The 25,691-nt window shown below is 32.7% G+C and carries 23 protein-coding genes; 12 read left to right on the top strand and 11 right to left on the bottom strand.

Features of this window, described 5'->3' with window-relative positions; all coding sequences use genetic code 11:
• Window positions 1-88: 88 nt before the first annotated feature.
• From AC061E_RS12470 to AC061E_RS12450, 5 genes are all read left to right on the top strand, one after another.
• A complete protein-coding gene (locus AC061E_RS12470) occupies window positions 89-1,816 on the top strand; it encodes a phospho-sugar mutase (RefSeq protein WP_478286532.1) in 1,728 nt (575 codons plus the stop codon).
• On the top strand, window positions 1,816-3,645 hold the full coding sequence (locus AC061E_RS12465) for an ABC transporter ATP-binding protein (RefSeq protein WP_478286531.1): 1,830 nt from the start codon (window positions 1,816-1,818) through the stop codon (window positions 3,643-3,645). The genes AC061E_RS12470 and AC061E_RS12465 overlap by 1 nt, the downstream gene beginning before the upstream one ends.
• A gap of 110 nt (window positions 3,646-3,755) precedes the next feature.
• Window positions 3,756-4,403, top strand: coding sequence for a DUF2306 domain-containing protein (locus tag AC061E_RS12460; protein ID WP_478286530.1), 648 nt, complete (start codon window positions 3,756-3,758; stop codon window positions 4,401-4,403).
• Window positions 4,403-5,569: a retroviral-like aspartic protease family protein gene (locus tag AC061E_RS12455; protein WP_478286529.1), complete on the top strand. Its 1,167-nt coding sequence runs from the start codon at window positions 4,403-4,405 to the stop codon at window positions 5,567-5,569. The genes AC061E_RS12460 and AC061E_RS12455 overlap by 1 nt, the downstream gene beginning before the upstream one ends.
• A gap of 25 nt (window positions 5,570-5,594) precedes the next feature.
• A complete protein-coding gene (locus AC061E_RS12450; protein WP_478286528.1) occupies window positions 5,595-6,296 on the top strand; it encodes a hypothetical protein in 702 nt (233 codons plus the stop codon).
• A gap of 9 nt (window positions 6,297-6,305) precedes the next feature.
• On the opposite strand, the gene AC061E_RS12445 is transcribed toward AC061E_RS12450, so the two are convergent.
• The 3 genes from AC061E_RS12445 to AC061E_RS12435 all read right to left on the bottom strand — a co-directional run bounded on the left by AC061E_RS12445 (window position 6,306) and on the right by AC061E_RS12435 (window position 11,312).
• Window positions 6,306-7,028, bottom strand: coding sequence for a hypothetical protein (locus AC061E_RS12445; RefSeq protein ID WP_478286527.1), 723 nt, complete (start codon window positions 7,026-7,028; stop codon window positions 6,306-6,308).
• Between the two features lie 106 nt (window positions 7,029-7,134).
• Window positions 7,135-9,603 carry a TonB-dependent receptor gene (locus AC061E_RS12440; protein WP_478286526.1) on the bottom strand — a complete coding sequence of 823 codons (2,469 nt, stop codon included), beginning with the start codon at window positions 9,601-9,603 and terminating at the stop codon, window positions 7,135-7,137.
• 11 nt (window positions 9,604-9,614) lie between these two features.
• Entirely contained in the window at window positions 9,615-11,312 is a 1,698-nt protein-coding gene (locus AC061E_RS12435; protein WP_478286525.1) for a M23 family metallopeptidase, read from the bottom strand.
• A gap of 174 nt (window positions 11,313-11,486) precedes the next feature.
• Between AC061E_RS12435 and AC061E_RS12430 the strand changes: the two genes are divergently transcribed.
• The 3 genes from AC061E_RS12430 (at window position 11,487) to rny (ending at window position 13,849) form a co-directional block, all read left to right on the top strand.
• Entirely contained in the window at window positions 11,487-11,777 is a 291-nt protein-coding gene (locus tag AC061E_RS12430; protein ID WP_182648191.1) for a coiled-coil domain-containing protein, read from the top strand.
• A 5-nt stretch (window positions 11,778-11,782) separates the two neighbouring features.
• A complete protein-coding gene (locus tag AC061E_RS12425) occupies window positions 11,783-12,076 on the top strand; it encodes a cell division protein ZapA (protein ID WP_086455282.1) in 294 nt (97 codons plus the stop codon).
• A 207-nt stretch (window positions 12,077-12,283) separates the two neighbouring features.
• The gene (gene rny, locus AC061E_RS12420; protein WP_144888928.1) at window positions 12,284-13,849 is read left to right on the top strand and encodes a ribonuclease Y; all 1,566 of its coding nucleotides are present in this window, start codon (window positions 12,284-12,286) and stop codon (window positions 13,847-13,849) included.
• Window positions 13,850-13,927: 78 nt separating this feature from the next.
• Here rny and xerD read toward each other — a convergent pair whose 3' ends face one another.
• From xerD to AC061E_RS12400, 4 genes are all read right to left on the bottom strand, one after another.
• A complete protein-coding gene (gene xerD, locus AC061E_RS12415) occupies window positions 13,928-14,824 on the bottom strand; it encodes a site-specific tyrosine recombinase XerD (RefSeq protein ID WP_478286524.1) in 897 nt (298 codons plus the stop codon).
• 84 nt (window positions 14,825-14,908) lie between these two features.
• On the bottom strand, window positions 14,909-15,418 hold the full coding sequence (locus AC061E_RS12410) for a hypothetical protein (RefSeq protein ID WP_478286523.1): 510 nt from the start codon (window positions 15,416-15,418) through the stop codon (window positions 14,909-14,911).
• A gap of 371 nt (window positions 15,419-15,789) precedes the next feature.
• Window positions 15,790-16,383: an OmpA family protein gene (locus AC061E_RS12405; protein ID WP_478286522.1), complete on the bottom strand. Its 594-nt coding sequence runs from the start codon at window positions 16,381-16,383 to the stop codon at window positions 15,790-15,792.
• A 380-nt stretch (window positions 16,384-16,763) separates the two neighbouring features.
• Complete coding sequence (locus tag AC061E_RS12400; protein ID WP_478286521.1) at window positions 16,764-17,315, bottom strand: DUF3575 domain-containing protein; 552 nt, start codon at window positions 17,313-17,315, stop codon at window positions 16,764-16,766.
• Between the two features lie 474 nt (window positions 17,316-17,789).
• Here AC061E_RS12400 and AC061E_RS12395 point away from each other — a divergent pair, with 474 nt between their 5' ends.
• The 3 genes from AC061E_RS12395 to AC061E_RS12385 all read left to right on the top strand — a co-directional run bounded on the left by AC061E_RS12395 (window position 17,790) and on the right by AC061E_RS12385 (window position 21,419).
• Window positions 17,790-18,353 (top strand): porin family protein, encoded by a 564-nt coding sequence (locus AC061E_RS12395; RefSeq protein WP_478286520.1) that lies wholly within the window; start codon window positions 17,790-17,792, stop codon window positions 18,351-18,353.
• A gap of 74 nt (window positions 18,354-18,427) precedes the next feature.
• Window positions 18,428-18,847: a type II 3-dehydroquinate dehydratase gene (gene aroQ / locus AC061E_RS12390; protein ID WP_478286519.1), complete on the top strand. Its 420-nt coding sequence runs from the start codon at window positions 18,428-18,430 to the stop codon at window positions 18,845-18,847.
• A gap of 85 nt (window positions 18,848-18,932) precedes the next feature.
• Entirely contained in the window at window positions 18,933-21,419 is a 2,487-nt protein-coding gene (locus AC061E_RS12385; RefSeq protein ID WP_478286518.1) for a DUF5686 and carboxypeptidase regulatory-like domain-containing protein, read from the top strand.
• Between the two features lie 94 nt (window positions 21,420-21,513).
• Here the strand turns inward: AC061E_RS12385 and AC061E_RS12380 are convergent, their stop codons facing one another.
• The 4 genes from AC061E_RS12380 to AC061E_RS12365 form a co-directional block, all read right to left on the bottom strand.
• Window positions 21,514-22,383 (bottom strand): cation diffusion facilitator family transporter, encoded by an 870-nt coding sequence (locus tag AC061E_RS12380; RefSeq protein WP_478286517.1) that lies wholly within the window; start codon window positions 22,381-22,383, stop codon window positions 21,514-21,516.
• Window positions 22,384-22,478: 95 nt separating this feature from the next.
• Complete coding sequence (gene murA / locus AC061E_RS12375; protein ID WP_478286516.1) at window positions 22,479-23,789, bottom strand: UDP-N-acetylglucosamine 1-carboxyvinyltransferase; 1,311 nt, start codon at window positions 23,787-23,789, stop codon at window positions 22,479-22,481.
• A 95-nt stretch (window positions 23,790-23,884) separates the two neighbouring features.
• Window positions 23,885-24,610: a DUF4290 domain-containing protein gene (locus tag AC061E_RS12370; protein WP_478286515.1), complete on the bottom strand. Its 726-nt coding sequence runs from the start codon at window positions 24,608-24,610 to the stop codon at window positions 23,885-23,887.
• 81 nt (window positions 24,611-24,691) lie between these two features.
• Window positions 24,692-24,976 (bottom strand): DUF493 family protein, encoded by a 285-nt coding sequence (locus AC061E_RS12365; RefSeq protein ID WP_086454935.1) that lies wholly within the window; start codon window positions 24,974-24,976, stop codon window positions 24,692-24,694.
• A 146-nt stretch (window positions 24,977-25,122) separates the two neighbouring features.
• On the opposite strand from AC061E_RS12365, the gene AC061E_RS12360 reads away from it, so the two are divergent.
• Window positions 25,123-25,662 carry an AAA family ATPase gene (locus AC061E_RS12360; RefSeq protein ID WP_086454750.1) on the top strand — a complete coding sequence of 180 codons (540 nt, stop codon included), beginning with the start codon at window positions 25,123-25,125 and terminating at the stop codon, window positions 25,660-25,662.
• Window positions 25,663-25,691: the final 29 nt, after the last annotated feature.

The following is a 25,691-nucleotide window of genomic DNA, read 5'->3' as shown; positions in this document are numbered from 1 at the left end:
GCAGTGAAAATCCTTTTATGCGCCGCGGCGCATAAAAGATTGTAACGAATAGCAGGATAAAGCTCCAAAAAATAAAAAAAAACATACGATGGAAATCAAACAAAACATTTTAGACGCTGTAAATGAGTGGCTAACCCCTACATTTGATAGCGCTACACAAGTGGCTGTAAAAGAATTGATGACTACTTCTCCAAAAAATTTAGAGGAAAGTTTTTATAAGAACTTAGAATTTGGAACTGGAGGAATGCGTGGTGTAATGGGAGTAGGAAACAACCGTATTAACAAATATACATTAGGAAAGAGTACCCAAGGATTGTCTAATTATTTGCATACTGCGTTTCCAAACCAACCTTTGAAGGCCGTTATTGCTTACGATTGTCGTCATGATAGTGATACACTAGCCAAAATCGTTGCTGATGTATTTTCGGCAAATGGGATTGAAGTATATTTGTTTTCGGAATTGAGACCCACACCAGAATTGTCTTTTGCGGTAAAACATTTGGGATGCCAATGTGGTATTGTACTTACGGCATCACACAACCCACCTGAATATAATGGATACAAAGTGTACTGGCAAGATGGTGGTCAAATTGTTCCACCAGAAGATAAAGGTATTATTGATGTAATTGAAAAATTGACCTATGATCAAATTCAGTTTACAGCAAATGAAGATTTAATTCACTACGTAGATACTGCTATTGATGCCGCATTTATAGCATCATCTATTGCAAATGCAAGTTTTAACACATCGCAAACAGCAAAAGACGATTTAAATATTGTATTTACCTCCTTACACGGTACCTCAATAACTATCATTCCAGAAACTTTGGCGCAAGCCGGATATAACAATGTACATATTGTAGAGGAACAACGCGAACCAAATGGTGATTTCCCAACGGTAAAATCTCCGAATCCCGAAGAGCCTGAAGCTTTGACTATGGCATTGGCGTTGGCAGATAAAACTAATGCCGATATTGTTGTGGGTACTGATCCAGATTGTGACAGATTGGGAGTTGCGGTGCGCGATAACGAGGGTAAAATGGTATTGTTAAACGGAAATCAAACTATGGTTTTGATGACCGCATTCTTGCTTGAGCAATGGAAAAAAGCTGGAAAAATTAACGACAAACAATTTATTGGTTCTACGATTGTATCAACTCCTATGATGATGGAACTTGCTACTAATTATGGCGTAGAATGCAAAGTAGGTTTAACCGGTTTTAAATGGATTGCCAAAATGATCAAAGACTTTCCAGAGCTAGAGTTCATTGGTGGTGGCGAAGAGAGTTTTGGTTATATGGTAGGCGACGCTGTACGAGATAAAGACGCTGTTGCAGCAACACTATTGGTTTGTGAAATGGCGGCTCAAGCCAAAGCCAATGGTAGTACCGTATATCAAGAACTGATTAAATTATATGTAGATAATGGTTTTTACAAAGAACACTTGGTATCAATCACTAAAAAAGGAATGGAAGGTTTGCAAGAAATCACTCAGATGATGATTGACTTACGCGAAAATCCATTGAAAGAAATCAATGGTGAAAGAGTGATCATGGTAGAAGATTACCAATCTAGCACTGCTAAAAACTTGTTAGATGGTACTGAATCAGCCATGACGATTCCAAAATCAAATGTATTGATTTACTATACCGAAGACGGTTCTAAAATATGCGCTCGCCCAAGTGGTACCGAACCAAAAATTAAATTTTATATCAGTGTAAATACTGTACTAGAGTCTGTTGAAGATTTTGAAGAAGTGGAAGCAATTCTGGACCAAAAAATCGCCAACATTATTACTGCAATGCAATTGAACTAATGGATCCAAATATAAAAAAATTAATACCTTTTACAAAACCCTATCAATCACACATTATTTGGAATGTGATTTATAATATTTTGTATGCTTTGTTTAGCACGATTTCAATGCTGACTTTGTTTCCTGTATTGCAGGTACTTTTTGGCAAAACAGAAAAAGTATATGAACAGCCAATTTACACTGGAATAGGAAATCTTAAGGATTATGTAACAGAGTTCATTAATTTTAAAATATCCTCTTTATCAGATGGTGAAAGTACTGAGGTTGTTTTATTGTTTGTTGTAGCCATGGTCATCACAACATTTTTCATTAAGAATTTGTTCAACTACTTGGCTTCCTATCACATCATGCACCTAAAAAACGGTGTTTTAAAGGATTTGAGACGCTCGATGTACGCCAAAATTATTGAATTGCCTATTTCCTACTATTCTGAAAAAAGAAAAGGAGACATGATGGCGCGTATGCTGGGTGATGTCAACGAGGTTCAAAACTCTTTTTTCTCCATTTTAGAATTGGTTGTAAAAGAACCCTTGACGATCGTTTTTGCATTGGGAATGATGTTTGCCATTAGTACCAAATTGACATTATTTGTACTAATTTTCATGCCTATTTCGGGTTATATCATTTCTAAATTGGCTAAAAATTTAAGAAGCCAATCGATGGAGGCGCAAAAAGAAAGTGGTTCTTTAATTTCTGTGGTTGAAGAAACTTTAGGCGGTTTAAAAGTGATCAAAAGTTACAATGCCGAACCCACTTTTAAAGGTCGCTTTAATGAATCTGTAACCCGTTTGTTAAATTTGAACAACAGCATCGGAAGCCGAAATAACTTAGCGACACCCTTAAGCGAATTTCTTGGTGTAACTACAATAGCTATTTTACTTTTTTACGGAGGCCTATTGGTTTTAAATGACAAAACTCTTGATGGCGCTTCATTCATTGTATACTTAACACTGGCATTCAATATTTTAACACCAGCAAAAGCCATTTCAAAAGCATCTTATTCTGTAAAAAACGGATTGGCTGCTGCCGAACGCGTTTTTGAGGTTTTAGATGTAGAAAACGAAATCACATCCAAAGACAATGCTATTGAAAAAGACGCATTTGAATCAGATATTACTATTTCAAACATCAACTTTAAATACGAAGACGAAAAAGTGCTAAAAAACTTTTCGTTGCAAGTAAAAAAAGGACAAACGGTGGCGCTGGTAGGACAATCTGGTAGTGGAAAAAGTACTATTGCTAACTTACTAACTCGTTTTTATGATGTAAACGAAGGCACGATTTCAATTGATGGAACAAACATTAAGGATCTTGATTTGCAATCGTTACGCGGTTTAATGGGATTGGTAACACAAGACAGTATTTTATTTAATGATACCATCAAAGCCAATATATCATTAGGAAAGCCAGATGCTACCGATGAAGAAATCATTGAAGCCTTGAAAATTGCAAATGCATTTGAGTTTGTAAAAGATTTACCAAAAGGAATTTATACCAACATTGGCGACAGCGGAAACAAATTATCCGGTGGACAAAAACAACGTTTGTCTATTGCTCGTGCCGTTTTGAAAAATCCGCCAATCATGATTTTGGATGAAGCAACCTCGGCATTGGATACTGAAAGTGAAAAATTTGTGCAAGTAGCGCTAGAGAACATGATGCAAAACAGAACTTCAATTGTTATTGCACATAGATTATCCACGATTCAAAAAGCAGATGTTATTGTGGTGATGCAAAAAGGAAAAATTGTCGAGCAAGGAAACCACGAAGAATTGATTGCATTGCAAGGTGTTTACAATAAACTGGTGAGTTTACAATCGCTTGAGTAATTAAAATCTACAACTCAGAATTGAACTAAAACATTTCAGTATACATTTTTTAAAGGTTACGTAAGATAGCAATATATTTACGTAACCTTTTTCATTTAAAATAATCTGTTATGCTATTCAAAACTATTTTAATACTTCACATTCTTTCTGGATTTACTGGTTTACTGTTGGGTACCGTTATTTTAATTCGCAAAAAAGGCGATCGACTTCATAAAAGAATTGGTTTGATTTTTACCGTAGCAATGGTCAGCACCGGATTGTGTGCTTTTTACTTATCGTACGTACATCCTAATTTATTTCTTTTTATAGTAGGTGTATTTACGATCTATTTGGCCGTTTCGGGATACAGAATGATTCAGTTAAAAAAAGCCCATTTAGGTCAGAAACCGCAACTTGGCGATGCAATACTTACGATTGCCATGTTGATCTGCTCAGCACTTTTTTACTACATTGGCATCCGTTATTTACTAGCTAAACAAGTTTTTGGTATCGTATTTCTATTATTTGGAACTGCCAGTTTAAGATTGTGTTACATAGAATACAAAGCCTACACAGGTAAAGTTACCGATACCTTATACGGTTTAAAAAATCATATTGGCCGCATGACAGGTGCTTATATTGCAGCTTTTACAGCTTTTATTGTAGTTAACAATACTTTTTTACCAGATGTGGTAGCTTGGAGTTTACCAGGAATTATAGGTAGCATTTTCATTTCAAGGTCTATCCAAAAATTAAAATCTAACCTAAATAAAATTTAATGATGAAAAGAATTTTTGCTTTAACACTATTCTTGAGCTTTTCATTTTCAAATTACGCTCAAAAAACAAAAATAGACACAATTCCATTTACCTTGAAATCATCTTTATTGGTTTTTAAAGGAAAACTAAACGGAGTAGCTACAGATTTTGCACTAGATACTGGTGCTTCGCTTGGTGTAGTTCCTACGGCCAAAGCTAACGCGGCTAACATTAGGATTTCTGGAAAAAAAAATATTACTGATAGTAACGAAAATCAAAACACCATGCAATCTACAGAAATAGAAACGGTAACTATTGGTACTTTTGAAATTAAAGATATCAAAAGTGTTATTTATGACATGCCCTTTCTAGCCTGTAAAGACCTGTATTTACTTGGCGCGAATGCCATCAACAATTTGAATTGGAAAATTGATTTTGACAAAAAACTACTGTATGTTTCTAAAACTGTTTTTGAACCTACTACTGAAATGCTAACCATACCGATTGTGTACAAAAGCAACAGGCATTTTACTACTATTAAGATCCAAGGAAATGTATTAAAAAATTGTTTAATCGATACGGGATACAACGATTTTCTTGAAGTTCCAACTAACGAGCCTGTGCTTAAGAAGTTGAAAAAAGATCCTAAAAATGATATTATTAGTAGTTCAAGAATAAGTATGAGCCTTTCTGAGATGAAAATAAATGCTTTTGAAACCCTTTCTTTTGACAACTTAGTATTAGGAAATAAACGCTTTGATAATGTAAAAATAGATAGTAGACCCGAGATTGAAAAAAAGATTGGAATTAAATTTTTCTCGCAATTAACTTCGGTCACGATTATGAACAACAGTACGTCAACCTATCATTTGCAATTGTCTAACAAACCCATATCGTTGCAATTGAGTTTTGATGCTGATGTTTTTCTACAAAATAGCAAACTAATAATTACTGGAAAAAGCAATCATCCAGAGAGTACAGCAAAAGAAGTTTTACTCGGAGATGAAATACAAGCTGTTAACGGTTTACATGCCAACGATTTTAAAAATGAATGCGATTTTATTTTATGGCGTATCAAAGCAACAACAAATGACACAATGGAACTATTATTAGTAAATGGAAAAAAGGTAACACTAAAAAGACAAGTTCTGAAATCATATTTAAAAAAAAATGATGAACTTTACTAAAAAGTATTCTTCTTAAATTGCAGCTATGTACGTTGATAACGCCAATATTAAACTTCCTGAAGATCCGCACACAGTAGTATGGAAATACCTAGACCTATCTAAATTTCTGGATTTATTACTTTCGCAAAAGCTATTCATGTCGCGATCTGATAAATTTGAAGATCAGTACGAAGGTACATTTAGCGAACCCACTTTTGAGGAAATCAAAAAATTATCCAAAGACAATCCTGATTTTTTAAATTATTACAAAAAACATCGGGAAAAAGTAGCCATTAGCAGCTGGCACATTAATGAATACGAATCCTTTGCTATGTGGCAAATATTTACACAAAATACAGAAGGGCTCGCCATTCAATCTACAATTGGACGTTTGCAACAGTCCCTTCAAATAGAAAAAGAGTATCAACAATACATAGGAGAAGTCAACTACATTGATTACAAGAAAGAGCACATTCCATTTGACGACTTGTTTTTTCCTTTTTTATTTAAAAGAAAAAGTTTTCAATATGAAGGTGAGGTACGCATCATCACTGATATTGGCGAAAGCGAAGTTAAAATCAATGAAGGTCTGAAAATTAACATTGACATTAATACCTTAATTGAAAAAATTTACATTCACCCAAAATCCGAAAACTGGTATAAAAACTTGGTAATCCAACTAGTAAAACAACTCGGCTTTGACTTCACTATTGAAAAATCCGATTTAGAAAGTGAGATTTTGATTTAGAAAAACCACTTAAACTGGCTCGTAAGCATTAATTTTCCACTCGTTATTGCTTAGATCAATATAATAATAATGAACCAAATCATTTTTATCAACCTGACCGTTTTTATTAGTATCCTCAACCGTTCTAAAATACAAACGATTGCGAGAGGCTAGAAGTTTCCAATCTATTAATTCCTGAAAGTCAGGCGAAATTTTAGTAAGTCGCTCCCCACTTATAGTACTCAAATGCAAGGATTTAATGTCACTTGTATCTAACTTACCATCTTTATTGGTATCCATATCAACCATAGTGTACACCATGATTTGGTTTTTAGTTTTATCGGCAACTGTTTTTAAATAAGTAGCCGTTTGAATCAAAACGGGCTTTTCAGTCAATTTTCGAATAGAATCTGAATTTACTTTTTGGAATTTTAAATTTTGCAAATAACCTGTAATTTCATATTCTCCATAATTTGAAATAGTAAAACTCAAATCATTAACGCTAGAGGAACCGTAGCGAGATTTAACGCCACGATCACGAATACTCAAATCAGCAACAGGGTGAATTAAATAATCCGTACCTTCCATTTGCCAAGGCAAATCAGCAATTTGTATTTGGGTTGAGTCTGCCTTCACAATCGACTTTGCTTTATTAGTTGCATCGTAAGTCACTTTTGGCGTTGCTGTATCCTCTTTACAACTTGCTAAAAATAGCAATGCAATTCCTAAACAAGTGAAATGTATTTTTTTCATGTGCTGATAGTATTAAAACTCAAATGTAATCATTTTTAAAAATAGCTTCCTTATTCTAAGTACAATTTAACGAATAAATAGAATGAATTTGACTTTTGAAAGAACCTTATAACTTAGCAGTCAATTTCACATTAAAAACTCGTGTAGTCATGTAATTTGGTATTGCATATTGATTTTTAGAGTATACATCCCTAACCCAAGTATTTGTAATAGCATTTTGATTGTTAAAAAGATTAAAAATTTCTAATCCTAGAGCTAATTCTTTACAATCTTTAAATAAACCCGAGCTTCTTTTCCTTGTAGTGTTATCAATAAATACTTTAGAAAAGCCTACATCAACCCTGCGGTAGTCATTCAATCTGTTTTGATACAAATAAGGATCTGCGTATGATGGTGATCCTCCTGGTAATCCTGTATTGTAGACTAAATTTAAATATAACTTTAAACTAGGAATATTTGGCATATAATCCTGAAACAAAATACCAAATTTCAATCTTTGGTCTGTGGGTCTGGCAATAAATCCTTTATAATTGCTGTTTTCCTCTGTTTTTAAATACCCAAAACTAATCCACGATTCGGTTCCCGGTACAAACTCACCATTCAAACGAACGTCTACACCTTGGGCGTAAGCCACTGCATTGTTATTAGCTGCATACCGTATGCGTACATTATCAATAGTGTATGTATTAGCATCAGTTATAGATTTATAATATATTTCAGAAAGTAACTTAAAAGGACGATCCCACAATTTAAAACTGTAGTCATTTCCTAATACAATATGAAAGGATTGTTGTGCTTTAGTATTGGGCTTTACAATGCCGTCTTCATCCCTGAGCTCTCTATAAAAAGGCGGTTGATGATAAAGTCCTCCAGAAATCCGAAAAACAACATCTTGTTTCCAATTTGGTTTAATGGCAAACTGAGCCCTTGGACTTATTGTAAATTGAGACTTACCCAATGTGCTAGCGCCAGAAACTTCCCAGTTGTGCATTCGGATTCCTGCATTATACCAAACCTCATTCGTTCCTAAATTTGATTTTAAACTCCATTGTCCGTAACCCGAAAACCGATTTATAGAATTGAAATTTATCGCTCGTATATCTTGATATGGAACCAACGGTCCCGTGTAAGGAGTATAAGGCTGATCGTTTTTTGGCAAATTTAAAATAGGTGGATTCAAAGCAAAACCAGCAGAATCAATGACTTCCCACTCTATTATTCGGTCTCTAATTGATTCACGAGTATACTTAACACCCCATTCTATTTGACTGTTTTTCCAGTCTTGAAATCCTTTTATTTCAGTATTTACAATTAAGGCATCAAGATCATTCCTAGCATGACTCAATTGCGATCCAATACCTCTCGTAAATGAAACATCACCTAGAGTTTCTGAACCAATATTGGTATCAACTTCACCCAGTCTATATTGCGCCAATATGTCAAAATATTCTTGTTCTAAAGTATGAAAGATAGAACCTATAAATTTTAAAGTAAAATTATCTGAAACATTAAAGACTGATTTTATTGCTCCAAAATACGTATCGTATTTATCTTTTTCTTGACCTTCATAAAAAACAGTAAGCGCCATTGGACTGTCTAGTGTTCCAAAATTTGAAACGCGTGATAAAGGACGATATTGGTATTTATTTTGAGAAATGTTCCCTAAAAAACTCCACTGCCATTTGGCCGAAGCCTGATAATTAATATTGGTTTGGATATCAGCAAACGATGGTGTAAAATTAGTTTGTGTTTCTTGACTGTTCACTAGTAGCGAATTGTTTCTATAGCGTAATCCCGTTACAGCTGACCATTTTTTATCTTTAGAAACCGCATCAATAGCAACGCTTCCGCCAAGAAAACTTGCTTCTAGGCTTGCGCCAAAGGTGGTTGGCTTTCTATAAGTTATATCTAGTACCGAAGACAGTTTGTCTCCATACTTAGCTTGAAATCCTCCAGCAGAAAAATCTACATTATGAACCAAATCAGTATTGGTAAAACTCAAACCTTCTTGCTGACCTGAGCGAATCAGAAATGGACGATAGACTTCAATCTCGTTTACATAGACTAAGTTCTCATCATAATTCCCTCCACGCACAGCATATTGTGTGCTTAACTCATTATTGGAATTCACACCTGGCAAGGATTTCAAAATGTTTTCTACACCAGCATTCGCACCCGGAATTTTACGAATCATTTCGGGTTCTAGATTTACTATTCCCTGAACCACACTCCTATTCCCAGTCACTACAACAACTTCTCCCATTTGCTCTGCCTGACTGTTCATTATAGGGTTAAATTCCTTTTGCTCATTAGCCTCAAGCATAAAAACAACAGTAATTTTTTTAAGAGAAACGTGTGTGAAAACAACTGTTACTTTTTGATTTGCCGGGACTTTAACATCATAAAAACCATTCTCATTAGACTGTGTATTAAAACCGTCAAATGTAATATTGACATTCTCTAAAGGTTGTTTGTTTTCATTCAAAACAATACCGCGTATTCTTGCCGTTTGTGCAGTTGCCGAAAAACCAAGACAAATAATCGATAAAAAAAGAAAGAATTTATTAGTACTCAATTGATTTGAATTTATTTTTTTTGACCTCTGTAAAAACGCGTTTCAAAAGTAGTTGAATTTCCCATATTATCAGTAACGTCTACTTTTAAATTATTAGCACCTTCTTGTAAAAATTCTGGATTCAAAATATGAGTGATTTTTCGAGTTTTATTATCGTATTCAAAAAGCACCCATTTCCCATTCAAGTATCCGTTGTAGGTTTTAATTCCAGATAAAGCATCACTTATATTAAGCTGTAAAGACTTTTGCTCATTAATCCATTTGCCTTCAATAGGATTAGCCATCGTTACTGTAGGCGCCACCGTGTCCGATACCAACTTATAATTTCCTAAAACCTTCACTTTGGTAGAAAAAACACTATCCTTTCTGTAAGTAGAATTGTAACTTATTTTGCCGCCTTGCACTTTACCTATAAACATTTTTTGACGTTGCTCTTCAGTACTTTTTGCATCTTTAATGGTAATTGTAAAATTTGAATGAGCTGGAACAGTATCATCATGCAAAAATAAAGTATCATTAACCACATTAAAATTCATATTGAAATCTTCATAAAAAGTGCCTGCAGGAAAAAATACTGACATGTTTCCAAGTTCAAAATTACTGTCATTTAAGGCTTTTACAAAATATTTAGACTGCGGCTGATCAGTGCCAATAATTGTAGGTAACAAATCATAATGTATGGGTATAGAAACGATTCTGCTGTTACCAAAATAATCAGATACTTCAATTCGATATAACGAGGCTAAGTTAGGAGAAACCTGTAAAACTCCTTTATTTTCATCTGCTTGAATAAAACGCAAATCATAAGGTGCTTTCATAAATAGCTTTTGTACCCGTTGTTGCATTTTTTTATAACGAGAAAAATCAATTAAAGCATTGATATACCTCATATCAGTAAAAGAATAGGTGTTAAATGCATAACCAAAATTTGGTTTGCCGTTCAAAAAAGTCTGGACCTTATAAACACCATTATTATTAAATGATACATCATCAACGTCATGAGCCGTTATACCGAAACCTATAACACCATTTGAAACAACTTTATCAGACAAGTAGGTACCATCTTTTTGTAAAGAAACATTTAATAACACAGGACGCTTCGCATTATTTACAGTGGTTTTACTATCTAGTGGATAGACATAAACACCCGTAACAAGTGGCTTTTTAGTGTCTTTTAAAAAAGTATCAAAACCAAAAAGTAGTGGATTTATAACAAATTCTGTTTTTGTATCTCTAAATTCAAAATGCAAATGCGGACCTTCAGAAGCTCCTGTATTACCAGACAAAGCAATAACGTCTCCTTTTTTTATTGGCAATTCTTCTGGTTTTAAAAACATTTCAATCTCAAAAGACTGTTCTTTATAGTGGGTGTTTTTAATATACGATTCAATGGCGCCTTCAGCTGTTTTTAAATGACCATAAACAGAAGTATACCCATTAGGATGATTAATATAAATTGTTTTTCCATTACCAAAAGTAGAAATTTTAATTCTAGACACATATCCATCAGCTACGGCATAAACCTTTAAACCCTCCTTTTGTTGTGTTTTCAAATCAAAACCCGCATGAAAATGATTGGGCCTCAACTCACCAAAATTCCCAGACAATTGCATAGGAATGTCAAGAGGTGAACGAAAATAATCTTTTGGATAGTCATTTTGCGCTTGAATTGAGCAGCAAAAAAACAGAAAAAGGACAAAAAATCTCATAATTTACATTTTGGCTAAGATAAAAAAAAACAATGGAAACCAAATGAGAAACACAAAAATGTAACTCTTTCAAAATAAGTATTTTAATTTATTTAATGCAAAAAAAATAATAAATTATTGCAAAATTAAAAAGGAATAGTAACTTTGTAAGATATGTAATGAAAAGGATAAATAATGAGTACAATTGCAGAAATTATTGATACTCTTGAAAATAAGGTTCTAAAAATTTTTAGCAAAATGAAAATTTTAGAACAAGAAAATCAAGATTTAAAAAACAAATTAATAAGGTCTGCAACCACAATACAAACTCAATCAAGAGAGATTGAGGCACTAAAAATGCAGTATGAAACACTCAAGATGGCAAACTCATTACTGGGCAGTGACGAAAATAAAAGGGATACAAAGCTAAAAATAAATTCATTAATTCGGGAAATTGACTACTGTATAGCTCAGCTATCAGATTAAGAAATATGGACGAAAAGCTAAAAATTAAAATATCAATTGCAGATAGAATCTATCCTTTAACAGTAGATCTTTCACAAGAAGAAGGTTTAAGAAGCGCTTCAAAAAAAATTGATATAATGATTAAGCAATTTGAAGAAAACTATGCTGTACGTGATAAACAAGATGTATTAGCAATGTGTGCGTTACAATTTGCATCGCAAACAGAACAAAAACAAATTGACAATCAAATAAATGGCGAAGAAACCATGGAGCGAATTAAAAAAATTAACGCACTTTTAGACCAATATCTCGACAAATAAACGTTCTTTACAAAAACTAAGATACTGCCTACATTAGTTCATATTTGGTAAACTCAACACTAACAATTTAGAATGAGCAAATCATCGTTACTATAGCAAGCCAATTTAGTTTGGAAGCTTGAACAACGAGTTAGCTCAAAACTTGTCTTTTCGAGTTTATACAAGCAATCTAATGTAGGCTTTTTTTATATATAAATTTTAACAAACATGGACAACATATTAACGATCGTTATTACAGGAATTATAGGTATCGCAGCTGGTTTTGGGATAGCAAAACTAATTGAGAAAAGCAATATTTCAAATCTCATAAAAAATTCAAAAAAGGAAGCCGCATCCATACTTAAAGACGCAAACCTTGAAGCCGAAAATATTAAAAAAGATAAAATCCTTCAAGCAAAAGAAAAATTTATTGAGTTAAAATCTGAACATGAGCAAGTAATCCTGGCACGAGATAAAAAAGTAGCTGAAATCGAAAAAAGAATACGCGACAAAGAATCTCAAGTATCAAATGAACTATCAAAAGCTAAAAAGGTAAATGATGATTTTGAAGCTAAAACTCAAGAATACAGTTCAAAAATTGAAAATTTAGAGAAAAAACAAACAGAAATTGATCGTTTACACAAAAGTCAATTACAACAACTTGAGGTCATTTCAGGTCTATCTGCAGAGGAAGCAAAAAACCAACTAGTAGAAGGGCTAAAGGCTGAAGCCAAAAGCAAAGCAATGTCTCACATACAAGACACTATTGAAGAAGCTAAACTTACTGCACAACAAGAAGCCAAGAAAATAATCATTAACACCATACAAAGAGTAGGTACTGAGGAGGCTGTTGAAAACTGCGTATCGGTATTTAATATTGAATCTGATGATGTAAAAGGTAGGATCATTGGTCGTGAAGGTAGAAACATACGCGCTCTTGAGGCCGCGACAGGTGTTGAAATCATTGTAGACGATACTCCAGAAGCAATTATCCTTTCTTGTTTTGATCCTGTACGTAGAGAAATTGCTCGTCTAGCCTTGCATAAACTGGTTACCGACGGAAGAATTCACCCTGCACGAATTGAAGAAGTTGTTGCCAAAACAGCCAAGCAAATCGATGATGAAATTATTGAGGTTGGAAAACGTACTGTAATTGATCTTGGTATTCATGGTTTACATCCTGAATTAATCAAAGTTGTGGGTAGAATGAAATACCGTTCTTCTTATGGACAAAATTTATTACAACACTCGAGAGAAGTTTCTAAGCTATGTGGTATCATGGCAGCGGAACTAGGATTGAATGTAAAACTAGCTAAAAGAGCTGGATTACTTCACGATATAGGTAAAGTACCTGATACTGAAAGTGATTTGCCACACGCTTTATTAGGAATGCAATGGGCGGAGAAGTACGGGGAGAAAGAAGAAGTTTGTAATGCGATTGGTGCGCACCATGACGAGATCGAAATGAAATCTTTACTTTCACCTATAATCCAGGTTTGTGACGCTATTTCAGGAGCACGACCAGGAGCACGTAGACAAGTACTAGACTCATACATACAAAGATTAAAAGACCTTGAAGAAGTTGCTTACGGATTTAATGGTGTAAAAAATGCTTATGCTATTCAAGCCGGAAGAGAGCTTCGTGTAATTGTTGAGAGCGAAAAAGTTTCTGATGAAAATGCTGCAAGTTTATCTTTTGATATTTCGCAGAAAATTCAAACCGAAATGACCTATCCTGGACAAGTAAAAGTTACTGTAATTCGTGAAACAAGAGCTGTAAATATTGCTAAGTAAGACACTTAATTCCATTAAAGAAATTCCAAATCCCAATGCTAATTTATTGGAATTTGGATTTTTTTTGAAGTTTATTCTCTACTTCCTAGGATGAAAACTATTCATTACTTGTGTTAAAAAAGTACGATCGAGATGCACGTATATTTCAGTAGTTGTAATAGACTCGTGTCCTAGCATGAGTTGTATAGCTCGTAAATCAGCACCATTTTCCAGTAAATGAGTAGCAAATGAATGTCTAAGTGTATGAGGACTTATGGTTTTGTTAAGATCAATTGTAACGGCTAAATTTTTTATAATAGTGAAAATCATAGCCCGTGTAAGTTGTTTTCCTCTCCTGTTTAAAAAAAGAGTATCCTCAAACCCTTTTTGAATAGAGAGATGGGTCCTCACAGTATTTTTATAGAGAAGAATGTATTTTTGAGTCACATCACTTATCGGAACTAAGCGCTGTTTATTTCCTTTACCCGTGATTTTGATAAAGCCTTCTTCAAAAAACAGATCTGATATCTTTAATGTTACCAACTCCGAGACTCTTAAACCACAACCATACAATGTTTCTAGCATGGCACGATTGCGTTCGCCTTCATTTGAAGACAGGTCAATTGACTGTATTAAACGATCAATTTCTTCAACCGTAAGCGTGTCAGGAAGTTTTCGACCAGTTTTGGGTGTTTCAATGAGCTCCATAGGATCATCGTTGCGATAATCTTCAAAAACTAAATATTTAAAAAAGCTTTTTAAACCCGAAATAATTCGAGCCTGCGATCTCGGATTTACCTCTTTGGCAACGCTATAAATAAATTGCTGGATGATTTCGTCAGTAATTTTTAAAGGCGATACGACAATTTCATTTTGAGATAAAAAAAGCAATAAACGCTCTAAATCAAACGAATAATTTTCTACCGTATTTTTAGATAATCCTCGCTCAATCTTTAAGTATGACTGATAACTTTTTATAATACTTTCCCAATTCATACTGACAAAGGAACGTATTTTTTTTGGGTATAAAAAAACCTCCTTTTTAAAGAGGAGGTTAATTAGTTATTCAATAACTGTAATTTACAATTTGAAATTCAAACCTAAATTTACAGAAGAGTAATTTCCACCATTTACAGATATCCCTTTATAACCAAGATACAATTCGATTTGTTCTGTTTGGTAACCTATTTTTGGTTGGTAATACAATCCTCCATTTCCTTCATCTTTACCTAGGTAAATTCCATATCCTAAATCTGCTCCAAGAAATAAGTTATCAGTAAGAGAATATTGCGCTGTTGCCGCTACAGGTATAAAGCCAGAATCTTCAGCTTTAAATTCTACAACTCCAAAACCAATATTAACTTCTTCTTTTTTACCTAAGAAATTAGTATATCCTGAAGCAATACCAGCACTAAACTTATCAGCAACTTTCCAGGTGTAAGCAACGTCGCCTCCCACATTTAGCGAGCTAAAATTTTTTGTATCTCCAGTTGTTAATCCAACATGAGCACCTAATTTAAAATTTCCCTCTTGCGCATTTGCAAATCCGAAAACTAATACAGCCGCAACTGTTAAAATATTTTTTTTCATTTTGTTTATTATTTGTTAAATTATAGTTCAAATATAAATAAACCCTTAATTTATAAAAATTTTATTATAAGATTTTTATACTGTTAGATGATAAACCACTGCGATAACTGTAGCCCAAATAGATAATAATTTAGTAACAATAAACACCTTAACAATAATTTTGTCACGAAAATTGATGATATGAAAAATATTAAAAAGAATATTAAAATAAGAAAATTATTTCAAATATTTCATCAAAGATATATCTTAAACCTAAATAGGTACTGTTTCAATTAAACCTAAAACATATTATTGCAATTTTAAATGAAATATGTTTTTTAGACATAAAAAAACCACGTTTTTAACGTGGTTTTTAAAAGTAGAATAATGAATTATTTACCCCATTTTCCTCCACCTACGTAAAACCCTAAGTGAATTCCTAAATAAGAGTTTGCAATTGTACCAACTTTGTCTCCATTAATATTTTGCAAAGTAGATTTAGGAACAAGATTATATTCTAACCCCATTCTAAATTTACCCCATTCAAAACCAGCTCTCATCAAACCACCCATTTTTCCACTGGCATCTAATGCTACTTGATCGTTGTTATTATTACTATCAAACTCCACATTAGCTATTGTATAATAACCAGCTCCCGCTCCTACATAAGGAACAAAAGATTTTCCTGAGTTATTAAAATAATAATCGTATGTACCTACATAAGATCCATTTGCTGAAATTTTAGCACTTGATGATTCTCCATCAGTTGCTATATCACGAACCATTGCAGCAGATCCGATACGAAGACCTACATTCATGTTATCTTTAATGTTGTATTTAGGCTCAATTGATAACAATATACCTCCTCCACCGTTTGAAGGAATTGTGTAACCTAAATCTAAACCTACTCTAAAAGACCCTTCTTTTTGAGCATTGGCAAATCCGAAAGCAAATACAGCCGCAACTGTTAAAATAATTTTTTTCATTTTGTTTTTATTTGTTGAATTATGAATCAAATATAAATAAACTCTTAATTTAAAAAAACTTTTTTATAGGATTTTTATATTACATGACAATAAATCCCTGTACTTATTTAAACACAGATAAATTACATGTAATTCGTAATCAACACATTATAAAAACCCTTTATCACGGAAATTAGTGAGATAAAAATTATTAAAAAAAATATTAAAAAATAAGAAAAACATTAATAATACAATACTTTTAAGATGTTTTAAAATTAAAAATAAGAATACTTTCAATAAAATTATAGCATATTATTAAAATCTTAGAGGAAACATCTTTTTAAGGCATAAAAAAACCTCCTTTTTTAAGAGGAGGTTTCTATACATTATTTTCAATTTACTTAAAATGCATAGCCTAAACCAAATCCAAAATTTGGTAAAACACCACTAGCTTTCAAAGAAGAAGTTGAAGAATCTGAATCTTTATAATTAAAATTGTTATAAGCTAAACCTAAATTTAAGTCAAGTGAGAAACCACTATCCCAAATCCATTGATACCCTCCTTTTGCTCCAACTTTGAACGATCCAAATTTTGTTTCGTCTGTAGTTGAACTTGAATTACCATCTCCATCAAAAGAAAAACTATTTCCTAACTCTACTTTACCTGAAGAATATCCAGCCTGACCTCCAGCATAAAACCCTTTTAATGCTTCATTAAAATAATAGCGATATTGAACCTCACCACCCAAGTTTGAATACTTAGCATCTCCAATTTTAAATCCACCAATTCCTGCTCCTACTAAAAAAGATGATTTCTCACCTAATTTAAGCTCGTAACTTACTAAATCAGTACCCCCTAAAATAGACAAAGGATTAACTTTAATGACATTTTCTTGTGCATTAGCAAATCCGAAAGCAAATACAGCCGCAACTGTTAAAATAATTCTTTTCATTTTGTTTTTTTGTTTAATTATGAATCAAATATATATAAACCGTTATTTAAAAAAAAAAATTTAATAAGATTTTTATATCACATGAAATTGAATTACTGTACTAATCCATATACAAATTAATAGTAAATATTTGTTATTCAATAGATTAATTAAACACCTTGTAACGGAAATTAGTGAGATAAAAAAATAAATTAATAGATAGGAAAATTTTTAATAATATTGTGATTTCAACATCATTCTAAACCTTAAAAAGAAACTGTTTTAACTCAAAAGTATAACGTATTATTATAATTTTAAAAAGATCCGTTTCCTTTAAAGTTTATTAAAAAAACTTCTTAAAAAAAATAATTGAACACTTCTTGGAACAGTTATTGAAACGTTAAAAATTATGATGAATAGCAATAATTTTGAAACAAAATAGTTTTTAAGTATTGTGCTATATAACTAACAACAATAATTATAAAAATGTAAATTATGAAAAGAATACTTCTAGCAACAATCGTATTGTTTGCAGCTTCTGCTAACATGCAAGCACAAGCCATTAAATTCGGATTGAAAGCAGGTTTAAATTACGCAAATCAGTCAGGTAGTGATATTGGCACTAGCCTTGTTGATTATAAAAAAGAGGCTATTACTAGCTACCATGCTGGTTTAATTGCTGAAATAAAATTAACCGATGGTTTTGCTATTCAACCAGAACTATTATACTCCACTCAGGGTGCTACCTATAAAAATGCAGGGGAAGAATTTAAAAATGAATTAGGATATATTTCAATTCCTGTAATGGCAAAATTCAGCCTTAACAACAGTATTAGTTTAGACCTTGGACCTCAGGCTTCTTTTTTATTGAGTGAAAGAAAAAATGTTGATTTTAAAGAAGCTGAAACATTTGAATTTGGCGCTGCTGCAGGTTTGACCTTAAATATCACTAAAGGTTTATTCATACAAGGTAGATATGTACTAGGATTAACCGAAGCTACTAAAGATGCTGAAGTCAAAAATTCAGTAGTCCAGTTATCAGCTGGTTTTAAATTCTAAAAATATTTATAATTAAATTGTAAAACCGTTCTATAAATTAGAACGGTTTTTTTATTTTTACCAAAATCAATATTATGAAAATAGTTATCATCAATGGTCCAAACCTAAATTTATTAGGAAAACGCGAACCTGAGGTTTATGGAACCCAAACATTTGAAGACTACTTCTATATTTTAGAAAAAAAATACATGAACGTTGAGTTCCGTTATTTTCAGAGTAATATTGAAGGTGAATTGATTGATAAAATACAGGAATTTGGCTTTTCATTTGATGGTATAATTCTAAATGCTGGAGCATACACACATACCTCCATAGGTATAGGAGATGCTGTAAAAGCAATAACAACACCTGTAATTGAAGTTCATATATCAAATACATTTTCTAGAGAAAGCTTTAGACATCAATCCTATATTTCTGGAAATGCCAAAGGTGTCATTCTAGGTTTTGGTTTGCAAAGTTATGATTTAGCTGTACTTTCTTTTGAACAAAAATAATTAACAATACCTTAAGTTATTGTTTAACAAATAATTAATAACCTATGTAAAAAGTACTGCTATTTTTGTGGAAGAAAAAACTTTCATGAAAAAACACTACCTGTTACTCTTATTAGTTTCTACATTTTTTTGCAATGCACAAATAAAAGGAAACGTCACTGACGAAAAAGGCAATCCATTAGCATTTGTAAACATCTTTCAAGAAGATACTTATAATGGAACTACCTCAAACGAATTAGGGAATTACGAATTTAATGTGCTTCCAAAGGGAAAGCAAACATTAGTTTTTCAATTTTTAGGATTCAAAACTCAAAAAATTACTATTGAAACTGCAAAGTTGCCTTATACTTTAAATGTAAAACTCGTTGAAGAAAGTTTTTCACTAAATGAAGTAATCATAAACACCAAAAGTAATCTCGCCATAGCAATCATAAAAAATGCAATTGCAAATAGGGATTCTAATACTAAAAACACCAATAAATACCGTGCAGATTTCTATTCCCGTGGTATATTTAAACTGAAAAATGCTCCTAAAAAAATCTTTGGACAAAAAATAGGCGACTTAAATGGCGCATTAGACTCAACAGGAACGGGGATTATTTCTTTATCTGAAACATTTTCTAAAATTGTTTATGAAAAACCCAATAAACTCAGTGAAGTAGTAGTGGCATCAAAAGTAAGTGGTGACAATAACGGCTACAGTTACAACACTGCTCGATCTTCATTTTATGATTTTTATGATAATACAATCGACTTTGGCATAGCAATGATTTCGCCAATTGCCAGCAATGCATTGAATTATTACAATTACAAACTAGAAAGCACTTTTTTTGATGATAATAACAAGATGATCAATAAAATTAAGGTTAGTGCAAAACGAGATAGCGAACCTGTTTTTGAGGGATACATCTACATTGTTGAGGATACTTGGGCTATTTACGCCGTAGAACTTGACATTAAAGGGTACCGAATAAAAGAAGATTTTCTCGATGTAATGACTTTAAAACAAAATTTTAGCTACAACAATAATTCGAAAATTTGGACAAAAAACACGCAGAGTCTCGAGATTACAGCAGGAGCCTTTGGAATTAAATTCAACGGGAAATACAACTATGTCTATAGTAATTATGAATTTGTAACTTCTTTTGCTCCCAAAACGTTTACTAATGAAATTACAAAAATTGAACTGAACGCAAATCAAAAAGACAGCACGTTCTGGAACAATAACAGACCAATTCCCTTAACAAGCGAAGAAAATTTAGATTACTATAGAAAGGATAGTATTTACACGGTTCGAAATTCAAAAAAATACTTAGACTCTATTGACAAAAAAAACAACAAATTTAATCCACTCAAACTGCTTACTGGTTATACATTTAAAAACAGTTCACAAAAATATAGTTTTAGTTATGCTGGGTTGGTTAATATAGGTTCCCTTAGTTTTAATACTGTTCAAGGGTATAATCTTGATTCGGGTTTTAGATATACAAACTGGAAAAATCAAGAAAAAAAAGGCATCTACACCTCTTTGAGTACCACATTTAACTATGGTTTCTCAGAAGATCGTCTGCGCGTAACGGGGCAATTCCTTCATAGATTTAACAATCAAAATTATGCTACCGTTTATGTAACAGGTGGAAGTTCTGTAAAACAATTCAATCTAAATGAGCCTATCAGTAAAGCCATAAACAGTGTAAGTACTCTTTACTTTAAGAATAATTTCATGAAATTGTACAACCTAGAATCTATGGTTATTGGGTTTACACAAAATATTGCAAATGGTATTAATCTTAACAGTAAAATTGAGTATCAACAACGCAAACCTTTATTCAACACTACTGATTATTCGCTGTTTAACAAATCTGATTTTTATACGTCAAACAATCCCTTAGACCCCACTAATTTCAGTTCATCAGCTTTTGAAAAACATCATTTAACTAAATTAAATCTGTTTTTCAAAATCAATTTTGGTAATAAATATTCCTCCAGACCAGATGGGAAATTCAATATTAGAAACGAAAAATATCCTACGCTTTATGTAGCTTATGAAAAAGCCATTGGCGCAAGCGAAAAAAAATATGAATATGACTATTTCAACCTGCGCGCTACTTATGATTTAAAATTAGGAAACAAAGGAGTTCTTGGTGTGAATGCAAAAGCAGGTGTGTTTTTAAATGCTCAAAATATTGCTTTTATGGATTACAAACATTTTAATGGAAACCAAACAAGCATTGGGCAAACTGAACGTTATTTGAATGTTTTTAACTTGCTGCCTTACTATTCCAGCAGTACTAACGACCGTTTTGCAGAAGCTCATGCAGAATATAATGATAAAGGATATATTATGAATAAAATTCCACTATTGAACAAATTAAAATCTACTATAAATATAGGAGCTCATTCACTTTCTATACCAGATAAGAAACCATATTCTGAAATGAGTATTGGTCTAGATAATATAGGAATTGGGAAATTTAAAATGTTTAGGATAGATTATGTTCGCTCCTATCAAAGTGGTTTTAAAGGCGACGGAGTGGTGTTTGGACTTAAATTTTTAAACATAATTGATTAAAACAGTACGTAGTTTTATCTCGATAAACAACAACTCACAATACATAAAAAAGGCACCTGAAAATAATCTCGGTGCCTTTTTTATTAGTGCAAATCTACTCATGAGGTTCTACATGAATTAATACGTGCCCTAATTCTGGGATTTGTTCTCTTAAGGTATCTTTGAGTTTATGAGCTAGGTCGTGCCCTTCCTTTACGGTTATATTTGAGTTCACTGTTGCGTGTAAATCAACATGGTATTGCATGCCTGCCTTTCGGATAAAACATTTTTCGGTATCTAAAATTCCGTCAACTTGAACAGATACTTCTCTAATATGTTCAATCAAATCATCGTATAAATGTTCATCCATGATTTCGCCAAGAGCAGGACGGAAAATCAAGTAACTATTATACAATATAAATCCAGATGCAAAAAGTGCTGCCCAATCATCGGCAGCTTCGTAACCATTACCTAAAATTAAAGCAATAGAAATCCCTAAAAAAGCAGCTACCGAAGTGATGGCATCACTCCTATGGTGCCAAGCATCGGCTTTTAATGAAGAACTATTAGTCTCTATACTGCGTTTCATAACTACTCGAAAGGAATACTCTTTCCAGATAATTATGGCTCCAAGAACAATTAGTGTCCAAGGCTTTGGCAATTGATGCGGTGTACCAATATTAATGATACTTTCATAAGCAATTATTGTTGCCGAAGTAATTAAAAACCCCACTACTAGAAATGTAATCAATGGCTCAGCCCTACCGTGTCCGTACGGATGATTCTCATCAGCAGGTTTATTGGAATACTTAATTCCGAACAAGACTAAAAATGACGCAAAAATGTCTGTTGTAGACTCGATAGCATCAGCAATCAAAGCGTATGAATTGCCAAAAAAACCTGCAAATCCTTTTATAATGGCCAGTATTGTATTGCCCACAATACTAAAATAAGTAGCCCTAATTGCTGTTTGTTCTTTTGTCATTTGTTTCGTTTAAAAAAGAATCGTTTAAATAAACCACTTGCATTTTTGCATTGCTAGGTGGTTTACTTAAACGATATATTAAGAATTGAGTAGGTTTACGCTCTAATGATTTGAGCACCAATAGCTCTCAAACGTTCGTCAATACGCTCATACCCTCTATCTATTTGTTCAATGTTTTGTATGGTACTTGTTCCTTTTGCAGAAAGTGCGGCAATTAATAATGATATACCAGCGCGAATATCTGGTGATGACATAGTTGTAGCCTTCAATTGTGATTTAAAATCATGTCCCATAACTACAGCACGGTGTGGATCACATAACATGATTTTAGCACCCATGTCAATTAGTTTATCAACAAAAAACAAACGACTTTCAAACATTTTTTGGTGAATCAAAACGTCTCCTCTTGCTTGTGTAGCCACTACAAGTACAATACTCAATAAATCTGGTGTAAATCCAGGCCATGGTGCATCAGCAATGGTTAGAATAGAACCATCAATATCTGTTTTAACTTCGTACCCATTTACATGAGCAGGAATGTAAATATCATCTCCACGACGCTCTAGGGTAATCCCTAATTTTCTAAATGTATTTGGAATTACTCCAAGGTTATCCCAACTAACATTTTTTATAGTAATTTCAGATTTTGTCATGGCAGCAAGACCAATCCAACTTCCTATTTCAATCATGTCAGGCAAAATTCTGTGCTCACAACCACCTAAGCTTTCTACCCCTTCAATAGTCAATAAATTTGACCCTACTCCGGTAATATTTGCACCCATTGAGTTCAGCATTTTACACAATTGCTGTAAATACGGTTCACAAGCAGCATTGTATACCGTTGTTCTTCCTTTTGCTAAAACGGCCGCCATTACAATATTTGCAGTTCCGGTTACTGATGCTTCATCTAATAACATATCAGCTCCAACTAATCCATCAGCAGCTTCTACACCATAAAAATGATCTTCTCTATTGTATCTAAACTTAGCTCCAAGATTTATGAAACCTTCAAAATGTGTATCCAATCTTCGGCGACCAATTTTATCTCCACCCGGTTTTGGAATATATCCTTTACCAAATCTTGCTAACAAAGGTCCTACAATCATTATTGATCCTCTAAGTGATCCACCTTCTTTTTTAAAGGCTTCAGTCTCCAGGTATTGAATATTTACCTCATCTGCTTGAAATGTGTAAGAACCAGAACCTGTTTTTTGAATTTTTACACCCAAATTACCTAATAAAGTGATCAATTTATTAATGTCAATAATATCTGGAATATTATTGATAATAACTTTTTCAGGCGTTAATAAAACAGCACACAATATTTGTAATGCTTCATTTTTTGCACCCTGTGGAGTGATTTCTCCTTGAAGACTTATGCCTCCCTCTATTTTGAAAATTCCCATCTTTTATGGTTATGAGTTATAAATTATTTAATTGCAAGTAATGATTTTAAAAAAAAGTGACGAAAACGAAAAAAGATACTAATTGTAAAATTAAATTACAAGGGTTTTCTATTTTGGTTTTTGTGAGGTAGGTTTGGCTTACCTGCTTTCAAATTTTTGTTGCTTAAAATTTTAGGTTGACCAATAGGAGCTATTTTATTAGAAACTCGTTTATTAGTTCTTAACAGATCAGTGGTGTTAAGCAATTCTTCTGAACTTTGTATTAAATTTAATTTTCCATCAGAGAGTTCATATAAATGCTCAAAGATTACATCATCTTTAACTGTGTCTTTATTCCAACTCAAATAGGATTTTTTCATGTGATTGGCAATTACTTTTACCAAAGCTTTTTTCATATCGCCATCTTCCCATTTATTGGCAACATCAATCATATATTTAATGTTATTCCCGTAAAACCTATATTTTGGAAAATTTTGAGGGTATTTCAAAACATCTGGCTTTAACTGCAATACTTCACGCGATGGTATAGGATAAGGAGAATCAGCAACAAGTTTAAAATCAGACATAATAAATAGCTGATCCCATAATTTATGTTGAAAATCTGGAACATCCCTTAAATGCGGATTCAAGCTCCCCATCACCTGAATGATATATTTTGCAGCTTTATTACGCTCTACTTCATCTTGAATGTTTGTAGCCAAGTCAATAAGTTTTTGCAAATGCCTGCCGTATTCTGGAATTATCAGGTGTGACCTTTCGGCATTGTACTCAAGATGATGTACTACATCATTCGAATTTTCTTTAATATATTTTGAATTCATGTTTTGAATGTATCTATTTTAATTCGGTTGCATTATCGAGAAGTTCACCCAATCGAGAAGCACATCAAAAAAATTATGTTTTTATAAAGAAATAATGCCTTCAATTGTAGAAACTTCTAAGTATTTATCTACAATTTCTTGTGAATTTTTCATGGTCACATCAATAGATATGCTTGTAAACTTACCCGTTTTAGATTTTGTTGTTTTTATAACAGCACCCATACAATCAAAAGCAGTCTGTACTTTTTCAATATTTTTAGCATCACTTGGCACTATAAATTTAAATAAGTATTCTGCAGGCCAAGTATTATTTAGGTCTAACTCTACTTTTAATCGATCATAAAATTCTTCAGTCTTTTTATCCATTTTGATTTAAAATAAAGGCAAATATACGGTTTCAACCGTTAATTATGAATTTTTGATTTGTGAATTTTTATCTATTTGCATTTTATATGTGTTGAATTTTTATAATCCCAATAAGTTTAAGTAAATTTGCCCCTTATTTTTTAAAAGTGCAAAAAGAAATCATTGTTATCATAGGTGGTCCTGGTACAGGAAAAACTACTATTATAGACGGATTGGTCGCAAAAGGCCATTGCTGTTATCCCGAAATTTCACGTGAAGTTACCATGGAGGCAAAAAAACAAGGAATAGAACAATTATTCCTTGAAAAACCATTGCTTTTTAGTGAATTATTGCTTGAAGGCAGGATAAAACAATTTTATAACGCTCAAAACGAGGCTCATAATGTAGTTTTTATAGACCGAGGAATCCCTGATGTTTTGGCTTACATGCACTACATAGGCGATAGTTACCCTGCAAGTTTTGATGTTGCCTGTAAAGAACACACGTATTCAAAAATATTCATCTTACCACCTTGGGAAGAAATCTATATCAGCGATGATGCTCGTTACGAAAATTTTGAACAAGCAAAACTTATTCACAGTCATCTTATTGAAACATATAAAAACTATGGCTACGATTTGATTGAAGTTCCGAAAGACACAATGGAAAATAGAATTCATTTTATCTTAAACACTATCTCGAATTAGTTGCATCAACAAGGAGTTTTAATTTTTCA

It is taken from the genome of Flavobacterium sp. GNP011 (genome assembly GCF_056428925.1).
Note: the sequence above shows the minus strand (reverse complement) of the source record. Positions and strands in the feature narration are given on the sequence as shown.

What these genes read in the sequence shown, in the direction of transcription:
- AC061E_RS12435 (WP_478286525.1), bottom strand. Translation starts at nt 11,312, where the DNA reads ATGAGATTTTTTGTCCTTTTTCTGTTTTTTTGCTGCTCAATTCAAGCG.
- rny (WP_144888928.1), top strand. Translation starts at nt 12,284, where the DNA reads ATGGACAACATATTAACGATCGTTATTACAGGAATTATAGGTATCGCA.
- AC061E_RS12470 (WP_478286532.1), top strand. Translation starts at nt 89, where the DNA reads ATGGAAATCAAACAAAACATTTTAGACGCTGTAAATGAGTGGCTAACC.
- AC061E_RS12365 (WP_086454935.1), bottom strand. Translation starts at nt 24,976, where the DNA reads ATGGATAAAAAGACTGAAGAATTTTATGATCGATTAAAAGTAGAGTTA.
- AC061E_RS12465 (WP_478286531.1), top strand. Translation starts at nt 1,816, where the DNA reads ATGGATCCAAATATAAAAAAATTAATACCTTTTACAAAACCCTATCAA.
- AC061E_RS12450 (WP_478286528.1), top strand. Translation starts at nt 5,595, where the DNA reads ATGTACGTTGATAACGCCAATATTAAACTTCCTGAAGATCCGCACACA.
- AC061E_RS12380 (WP_478286517.1), bottom strand. Translation starts at nt 22,383, where the DNA reads ATGACAAAAGAACAAACAGCAATTAGGGCTACTTATTTTAGTATTGTG.
- AC061E_RS12400 (WP_478286521.1), bottom strand. Translation starts at nt 17,315, where the DNA reads ATGAAAAGAATTATTTTAACAGTTGCGGCTGTATTTGCTTTCGGATTT.
- AC061E_RS12425 (WP_086455282.1), top strand. Translation starts at nt 11,783, where the DNA reads ATGGACGAAAAGCTAAAAATTAAAATATCAATTGCAGATAGAATCTAT.
- aroQ (WP_478286519.1), top strand. Translation starts at nt 18,428, where the DNA reads ATGAAAATAGTTATCATCAATGGTCCAAACCTAAATTTATTAGGAAAA.
- AC061E_RS12430 (WP_182648191.1), top strand. Translation starts at nt 11,487, where the DNA reads ATGAGTACAATTGCAGAAATTATTGATACTCTTGAAAATAAGGTTCTA.
- AC061E_RS12445 (WP_478286527.1), bottom strand. Translation starts at nt 7,028, where the DNA reads ATGAAAAAAATACATTTCACTTGTTTAGGAATTGCATTGCTATTTTTA.
- AC061E_RS12410 (WP_478286523.1), bottom strand. Translation starts at nt 15,418, where the DNA reads ATGAAAAAAAATATTTTAACAGTTGCGGCTGTATTAGTTTTCGGATTT.
- AC061E_RS12395 (WP_478286520.1), top strand. Translation starts at nt 17,790, where the DNA reads ATGAAAAGAATACTTCTAGCAACAATCGTATTGTTTGCAGCTTCTGCT.
- AC061E_RS12405 (WP_478286522.1), bottom strand. Translation starts at nt 16,383, where the DNA reads ATGAAAAAAATTATTTTAACAGTTGCGGCTGTATTTGCTTTCGGATTT.
- murA (WP_478286516.1), bottom strand. Translation starts at nt 23,789, where the DNA reads ATGGGAATTTTCAAAATAGAGGGAGGCATAAGTCTTCAAGGAGAAATC.
- AC061E_RS12455 (WP_478286529.1), top strand. Translation starts at nt 4,403, where the DNA reads ATGATGAAAAGAATTTTTGCTTTAACACTATTCTTGAGCTTTTCATTT.
- AC061E_RS12385 (WP_478286518.1), top strand. Translation starts at nt 18,933, where the DNA reads ATGAAAAAACACTACCTGTTACTCTTATTAGTTTCTACATTTTTTTGC.
- AC061E_RS12370 (WP_478286515.1), bottom strand. Translation starts at nt 24,610, where the DNA reads ATGAATTCAAAATATATTAAAGAAAATTCGAATGATGTAGTACATCAT.
- xerD (WP_478286524.1), bottom strand. Translation starts at nt 14,824, where the DNA reads ATGAATTGGGAAAGTATTATAAAAAGTTATCAGTCATACTTAAAGATT.
- AC061E_RS12460 (WP_478286530.1), top strand. Translation starts at nt 3,756, where the DNA reads ATGCTATTCAAAACTATTTTAATACTTCACATTCTTTCTGGATTTACT.